Annotated in this window: 5 protein-coding genes and 2 pseudogenes; 5 read left to right on the top strand and 2 right to left on the bottom strand. The window is 57.0% G+C overall.

The window, feature by feature from the left end; translation table 11 throughout:
* Nucleotides 1-249 (bottom strand): penicillin acylase family protein (locus AC1DLB_RS24985; RefSeq protein WP_477785835.1); only part of this gene is annotated, 249 nt, incomplete at its 3' end.
* A 235-nt stretch (nt 250-484) separates the two neighbouring features.
* Here AC1DLB_RS24985 and AC1DLB_RS24980 point away from each other — a divergent pair.
* On the top strand, nt 485-886 hold the full coding sequence (locus AC1DLB_RS24980) for a hypothetical protein (RefSeq protein ID WP_018926106.1): 402 nt from the start codon (nt 485-487) through the stop codon (nt 884-886).
* Here AC1DLB_RS24980 and AC1DLB_RS24975 read toward each other — a convergent pair.
* Complete coding sequence (locus AC1DLB_RS24975) at nt 876-1,064, bottom strand: hypothetical protein (RefSeq protein ID WP_018926107.1); 189 nt, start codon at nt 1,062-1,064, stop codon at nt 876-878. The two genes, AC1DLB_RS24980 and AC1DLB_RS24975, sit on opposite strands and share 11 nt — an antisense overlap.
* Nucleotides 1,065-1,657: 593 nt before the next feature.
* Between AC1DLB_RS24975 and AC1DLB_RS24970 the strand changes: the two genes are divergently transcribed.
* The 4 genes and pseudogenes from AC1DLB_RS24970 to AC1DLB_RS24955 all read left to right on the top strand — a co-directional run.
* Nucleotides 1,658-2,899 (top strand): MFS transporter, encoded by a 1,242-nt coding sequence (locus tag AC1DLB_RS24970; protein ID WP_477743017.1) that lies wholly within the window; start codon nt 1,658-1,660, stop codon nt 2,897-2,899.
* Nucleotides 2,900-2,920: 21 nt separating this feature from the next.
* Nucleotides 2,921-3,755 (top strand): annotated as a pseudogene (locus tag AC1DLB_RS24965) (LuxE/PaaK family acyltransferase).
* A 1-nt stretch (nt 3,756) separates the two neighbouring features.
* Nucleotides 3,757-5,929, top strand: a pseudogene (locus AC1DLB_RS24960) (aldehyde dehydrogenase family protein).
* A gap of 40 nt (nt 5,930-5,969) precedes the next feature.
* Nucleotides 5,970-6,924, top strand: a 955-nt coding sequence (locus AC1DLB_RS24955; protein WP_477785834.1) for an AMP-binding protein, incomplete at its 3' end; no start/stop codon positions are given.

Raw genomic sequence — 6,924 nt, 5'->3', positions numbered from 1 at the left:
CCGCGAACGCTCGCCATTGACGGTGACGATCTCATTGGCCAGCAAGCACAAGTTGTCTTGGGCGTAGGCATAGCCAATGCCATAGCCGAGCCCGCGCTCGTTTTCGGCGCGGATATGCGGTACGCCGAAACTGGTTCGACGGATGTCGGCCGTCGCCTGCTCTGGCTGACTGCGCGCGTTTGCCCCAAGGCTCAGCCCCAGAAACACACCCGCCAGGCTCAACCTGGTTAACTGCCTGGAAATAATCACGCTCGCTCCTGATCGAAAAGACGTATGACACGCAATGCGCCTTCCAGAAAAACGAAGCGAACACCAAAAAAATTAGGTCTTCGAGGGCATCCCCAAATGCCCTTCTCACAGAGCGCTGACGTCGCGGCGACAAATTTTCTACATGCAGGTCTTCATTATTTCCCGGCTCGTTCGTCTTATTGATCAAGAGCACCCATCACATTTTCATGATCAGGCTCTGGAAAGGAGTTTTTGCATGTACAACCCGCAACTGCCAACGGATGGTAGCCATGCATCAAAGGGCAGCGCCATGAGCTCCGGTGCCTGCAATCAACAGACCGAACGCCAGGGCAACGAACGGATCAGGTTTTTGCTCAAGTGCTTTGGCCTGCGGACCAGCCTGATTCGCCTGAAAGTCATCGACGCCTTGCTAAGCGCCGCCGAAGGCGACCGCAGCCTGGGTGTGCGCGGTGTGCACAGTCATTTGCTGGACCTGGACATTCCCCTGTCCTTTCTCAGTGTCCGCGAAGTGTTGAAACGCCTGTGCAGTGAAGGCGTTATCACGCTCAATCCAGACAAAAGCTACAGCCTGCATCCACAGGCTGTCGCCGTCCTTCATGGCGAGCAATCAGGCCAGCAGGCGTCGCTCAAGGCTTGACCTTGCGACGCATCACGCCATTGATCACCACCACGACCACCGCCACGCCAATGGCGATGTACTGGAACAGCTTCTCGCTGATGAACCCTGCGTTCTGCAGCCAGGAAAGGCCGAACATGATCCCCAGTACCACCAGGGAAATCAGAATCGAGTATTTCAAACGTTGCGACTGGGTCATTACGGGTTCCTGAACCAAAAAAATGTATCCGGTTTGTATCCGATTGCATACCAAACCACTACAGTTCTGCGCGAATGCGGGGCTGCAAACGGGGTCTCATGTTACAGCCGATGAAGAGTTTTGACTTCATTGCGGCGATAACCATGAGGATTTTTAAAATGTTCCGTCGAATCACAAAGCTGATTCCACTGCTCGCCCTCCTGACCCTGAGTGGCTGCATCATTTTTCCTAATAACGGCTGGCATGGCGGCCACCATTACGACCGTGACGGACACGGCTACTATCAGCGTCGATAACGTTAAACTGCTTTCTTGACCAGTGAATAACTTACCATTCACTCACAAGACGAAGAAATCACCCTACAAGTCGCGTACAAATGCCTGCTCTATAGCGGGCATTTTTGTGTAGGACTATTCTTATTTCTCTGTAATTTTATTTACAAAACCCCACTCCTCTTTCCCCTGAACTTCCAGCCAGACACATAACGAAAAGTATTGAAACTCTTAGCCTCACATAAGCACATGTAATTATTCATGAGCCATGGTTACTCTTGCTCTGCTGCCTTATCCAACTCCAGCACCAACGGGAACGCCATGCGCAAACCTTTGATAGATATAAGTCCGCCTCGATTATTCGGTTTTTGTCTTGCAATCACTCTTTTCGAACTGCTGACTTATATGGCCAGCGATATGATTATGCCGGCCATGTTGACCGTCACCCATCAACTGGATGCCAGTGCGAGTCACGTTCCATATGCCTTCAATCTTTACTTGATTGGCGGCGTTCTTCTGCAGTGGCTTATCGGACCATTGTCCGATCACTTCGGTCGTCGCAGGCTGTTGCTCATCGGTTGTGCGGTGTTCGCCCTGGCCTGTGCCGTGGCGTTCTACGTGCAGAGCATTCTTGCCTTCAACGGCTTGCGCCTGATTCAGGGCATCGGATTGGGTTTTGTCATTGCAGTCAGTTATCCAGCCCTGCAAGAAGTCTTCTGCGAAGCCGACGCGGTAAAAATCATGGCGTTGCTGGGGAACGTTGCGCTGCTCTCCCCGCTGCTCGGCCCCCTGCTCGGCAGCCTGGCGCTGGAATGGCTTTCCTGGCGGGAGCTGTTTTTAGTGTTGGGTGTCGGCGGCGCGACGGTCTGGCTCGGGCTTTACCTGTTCATGCCGGAAACCGTGGGCACCGCGCGCCAGGACGGTCAACAATTGGCCGCAGTGCCCTTTGAATGGAACGGCACCGTGCGCCGATACGCCGCGTTGCTCACCAACACACAATTCCTGAGCGCTACCGTCGCCCTGGGACTAATGAGCCTGCCGTTGATTGCCTGGATCGGTTTGGCGCCAATCTTGCTGATCCAGAGCCAGGGACTTTCTCCTCTGCAGTATGGCCTGTGGCAAATCCCGGTATTTACGGCCGTCATTTTCGGCAATCTGATACTCAACCGATTGATTGCCAACACTGAACTGCCTCAACTGATTCGATATGCGCTCTGGCCATTTTGCGGCGGGCTCATTGCATTGATCACCATAACGTTCACCGGTGCTTCAACGGTGCTGTTGGTCAGTTGCCTATCGCTTTACGCCATCGGTCTCGGCATGAGCAATGCCGCGCTGTACCGGCTCGCCCTGTTCTCCAGCGACGACAGCAAAGGCCTGATCTCGGCCATGATCGGCATGATCTCCATCGCCGTCATGGGTGGCGGCGGCTCAATTATCGCCGCACTGGGTGCCGGTGACAGCCTTGAAGCCTTCGCCCTGATGGCCGGCCTCACGGGACTCTTGTGCCTGGCGCCCTTACGACTGTTTCTGCGTCGCTCTCATATCACGCTTGCCGTCTGATACCACCCCATAGGTCTTTTGATGATCCATCTACCCCACGCCGATGCGCTTTGCGCGTTAACGCAACCCTATTGCCTGGAATCCATGCCAGAAGGTCTGTTCGATCAGGCAATGGGTGAAATCAGCCTGTTTCATTGTCATCACACGCCCGGATATGAGCGCTGGCTGAACGCCAATGGCCTTGATGCCCRCACTCTCGAGACGCTGGATGACTGGTCAAGGTTGCCGCCGATTTTCGCCAATTACTTCAAACGTCATCTGCTGATCAGTCCCACAGGCGAAGGCGCGCTGGAGATGACCTCATCCGGCACCAGCGGTCAGAAGAGTCGCATGCGCTACGACCATCGCAGCATGGTCGCCGCCGCACATGGAGGACACAGGCGTGGCCGACTTGCAGTTGCCTGCCCAGTCACTGGTGTTGCTGGGGGGCGGCTGGAAAACCCAGGCGGCACAGGAGACTCCCCTGCATCAGTTGTATGCCCGCATCAACCGGCAATTGGGTATCGACCTGTCCCGCTGCCGGGACGGCTACGGCGCCGTAGAGCATGCCGTGCCCTATATCCAGTGTGCCCACCATCATTTTCATGTAYCGATTTACTCGAAGGTTTTCGTGCGCAACCCATCCGATTTCACTGTCCAGCCCTACGGCCAGCGCGGTTTGCTGGAATTCGTCTCCCCCTACATTTCCTCAAGCCCTGCTCATRCTGTGGTCATGGGAGATCTGGCAACGTTGCACCCCGGCGCCAGTTGCGGATGCGGCCTGACGACCGATTGGTTCGAGCTGCATGGACGTGCCGGCACCAGCGCCAGTCGTAGCTGTGCCATGGCCGCTTCAGAACTGATCGGGGGAGCTTGATATGTACCTGATCAATGGCCAACTGCGCGACGACATCTCTGCCCAAAGCGCCCTCGACCTCCTTCAGCAACCGCTGCCCCGGCTGCTGGCTACGCCGATCGACAGCGATATCGTGATCGAGTCCGCCGCTTGCTTTGCCACGCAGTTGCAAGCTCGCAGCCTGGATCTGCCCCTGGACGACGACCAATGTCAGGGGCTTATCGACTTCTGCCAGCGCAGCAACCTGAGCACCAAGCTTGAACGGGAATTGGGCCCGCAACCGCGTTCACTGCGGCGTATCGACTACCGCCAGCCAAGCTTCGAAAGCTGGCATCCATTGGGGCTGGTGGTGCATATCACCCCGGGCAATGCGCCGATGCTGGCGTTCTGCGCGATCCTCGAAAGCCTGCTGGCCGGCAACATCAACTGGCTGCGCCCCAGCTCCAGCGATCAGGGTTTGACCGCACAATTGCTCGCCGCCCTTTTGCGTTGCGACACCAGTGGCAGACTGGCCGAATTCGTAGCGGTTCTGCCGGTGGACACCTCCTATATCGCTCAACTCTGCGCCAAGGCCGATGGGGTATCCGCCTGGGGCGCAGAAGCGGCGCTTAAATCGATACGCCAGCAGATCCCGTCCGGCTGTCGCTGGATCGATTGGGGACACAAGATCAGCTTCGCCTACCTGTCACCTGATGCGGCGTCGCCTTCGGCGCTCGATGCCCTGGCGGATGAAGTCTGTCGACTGGATCAACAAGCGTGTTCCAGTCCTCAATGGGTGCTGGTGGACAGCAACGATCCGGCCGTCCTGCAGAACCTCGGAGATCGACTGGCCGAAGCCTTCAACCGTCGCGCCCCACACTGGCCGGCATTAACGCCGACAGATCAGGAAGCATCGGAAATCACCGCCTGAGCTCGTTCGAACATTGGTCAATGCCGGCGTCAGTCGCATTGCACCTTGCGAATCGATCCATGACGGATACACCGGCGAGCCCCACGATGGCGTCTACGCGCTGTCGCGTCTGAGTCGCCGCCTCTCGGTGAGTTTGCCCCAGCATGTCTTAACAGGTCGTGCAACGCTCGACCCAGTTCCACCCGCCCCCGACACATCCCGTGACCCGATCATGGACAAGGACACTTTTATGGCCCAGCCGATCGGGTCCGCAGCACAGCTGTACTTCCGCTCCGGCGGTAGCAGCGGGACCCCGGCGCTGGCTGGCTTCAGCTATCAAGACTTTCATCGACAAATGCGCGCCTCGGCCGACGGCATGTTCTGCGTCGGGCTCGATCCGTCACTGGACCGGGTGATGAACCTGTTCTACGGCGGCAACCTTTATGGTGGTTTTTTCAGTTGTTCCAACATTCTTGAACGGATGGGGGTTGTGCATTTGCCCATGGGGGCTCCCCAGGACGATGACTTCAGCGAAATCGCCCGACTGATCGTGGAGCAGCGTGTCACCGTGCTGATCGGCATGCCCAGCACGTTGCATCGGCTGTTTCTCAAAGAGCAGGCCCGACTTCGCGCTTATGCCGGTATCGGCAAAGTATTCCTTGGCGGCGAACATCCGGGAGAAGCCAGTCGGCGCCTGATGGAAAGCTGTGGGGTGTCGACGATTCGCTCCGCCATGTATGGCTCCGTCGATGCAGGCCCCCTGGGGCATGCCTGCCGGGCAACGGCGGACGGCGTATTCCACTTGATGAGCGAAATCCAGCATCTGGAAATCGTCCAGCTCGAACAGGATGCGCCGGTACAAGCCAATGAGATCGGCCGCCTGCTGTTTACGTCACGCGCCCGGCAGGGTCAGCACGTGCGCCGATATGACATCGGCGACACCGGCCGCTGGATACCCGGAACCTGCCCTTGCGGACTGGAGACGCCGCGATTCGAACTGCTGCAGCGACACGACAAACTGGTGCGCATTGGCACGGAGTTCATTTCGCCCGCGGCGCTGGAACTCAGTGTGGGATCCCCCATTCAAGTGGTCCTGGACCACACCGCCAACGGGGTCGAACGCATGTACGTTCTCGCGGATGCAGACGCCGAGTGGGTACACGAAAAACTGCTGACCCACGAAGCCTTGGCGAATGCGGTGCGCGCTGAACTTTTAATTGTGGAGGTGACAACATGCGTTGAACAAGCATTCACCCGAAACAAACACAGTGGCAAAACCCCCTTAGTTATCGATCAACGAAAATAAGAGAAGTCGACGCAAGACGCCCACTATAAAAGAGAATCCCGTGAAGCCAACTTATTCGMTTGAACAACTTGTACCTTATATAAGACAACACTCCAACTTCTACCATAAACATCTGGAACACTTGCCCGAGAACGGGCTTACTTTAAAAGATCTGCCATTAACCCATGTGGCCGACTATTGGTCCGGTAGCAACGACTTGAGTCATTGGTCAGTCCTGACCGGAGATGTCGATGATGCACTGGTATTAAAAACCGGAGGCTCGACCAGCCAAGGCAAACTTGCGGTTTACTCCTACGAGGAATGGCAAGCCTTGGTCAGCACGTTCGGCGCCAGCCTCTCAGCTCAACTGAACAATGGCGACCGGGTTGCCAACCTGTTTTTTTCAGGGGATCTCTACGCCAGCTTTCTGTTCGTCCACGACTCCCTGGCCTATGTCGAGCGATCCATCTGCGAATTTCCGTTCACCGGAAACGTCGAGCCGGACGTATTGGCGGATGCCATAGAGCGGCATCGGATCAACGTTCTGGCCGGCGTACCGGCACAACTGCTGCAATTCTGCGCCTACCTGGCGCAGCATCGGCGTGTGTTGTACGGGGTTGAGACGCTGTTATATGCCGGCGAAAGCCTGTTTGCTCCGCAGTTGGCAATCCTTGGGGAAATGTTCCCCAATGCCCGTATCGCCTCGATCGGCTACGCCAGCGTAGACGCCGGGCTGATAGGCGCCAGCGATCGCGACTGCGCATTGGGCGAGCATCGGGTGTTCGATCAACAAACCCTGCTGGAAATCGTCGACGAACACACCGGTGAAGTGATTGAAGAGTGCGATCGCACCGGGTTGTTGGTACTGACCAACCTGACACGCCGGCTTATGCCGCTGCTGCGCTACCCAGTGGGCGACCGTGCCTGTTGGCGTGAGCCGGCCGCAACCCCGAGGCGTAAATTCGCGCTCAAAGGGCGCAGTGCCCACAGTCAACGAGTACGAGTCGGTGTGTTGT

Source organism: Pseudomonas sp. 05N434, assembly GCF_056396965.1.
The sequence above is the reverse complement of the archived record's forward strand: the minus strand, read 5'-3'. Positions and strand labels throughout refer to the sequence as shown.

What these genes read in the sequence shown, in the direction of transcription:
- AC1DLB_RS24980 (WP_018926106.1), top strand. Translation starts at nt 485, where the DNA reads ATGTACAACCCGCAACTGCCAACGGATGGTAGCCATGCATCAAAGGGC.
- AC1DLB_RS24975 (WP_018926107.1), bottom strand. Translation starts at nt 1,064, where the DNA reads ATGACCCAGTCGCAACGTTTGAAATACTCGATTCTGATTTCCCTGGTG.
- AC1DLB_RS24970 (WP_477743017.1), top strand. Translation starts at nt 1,658, where the DNA reads ATGCGCAAACCTTTGATAGATATAAGTCCGCCTCGATTATTCGGTTTT.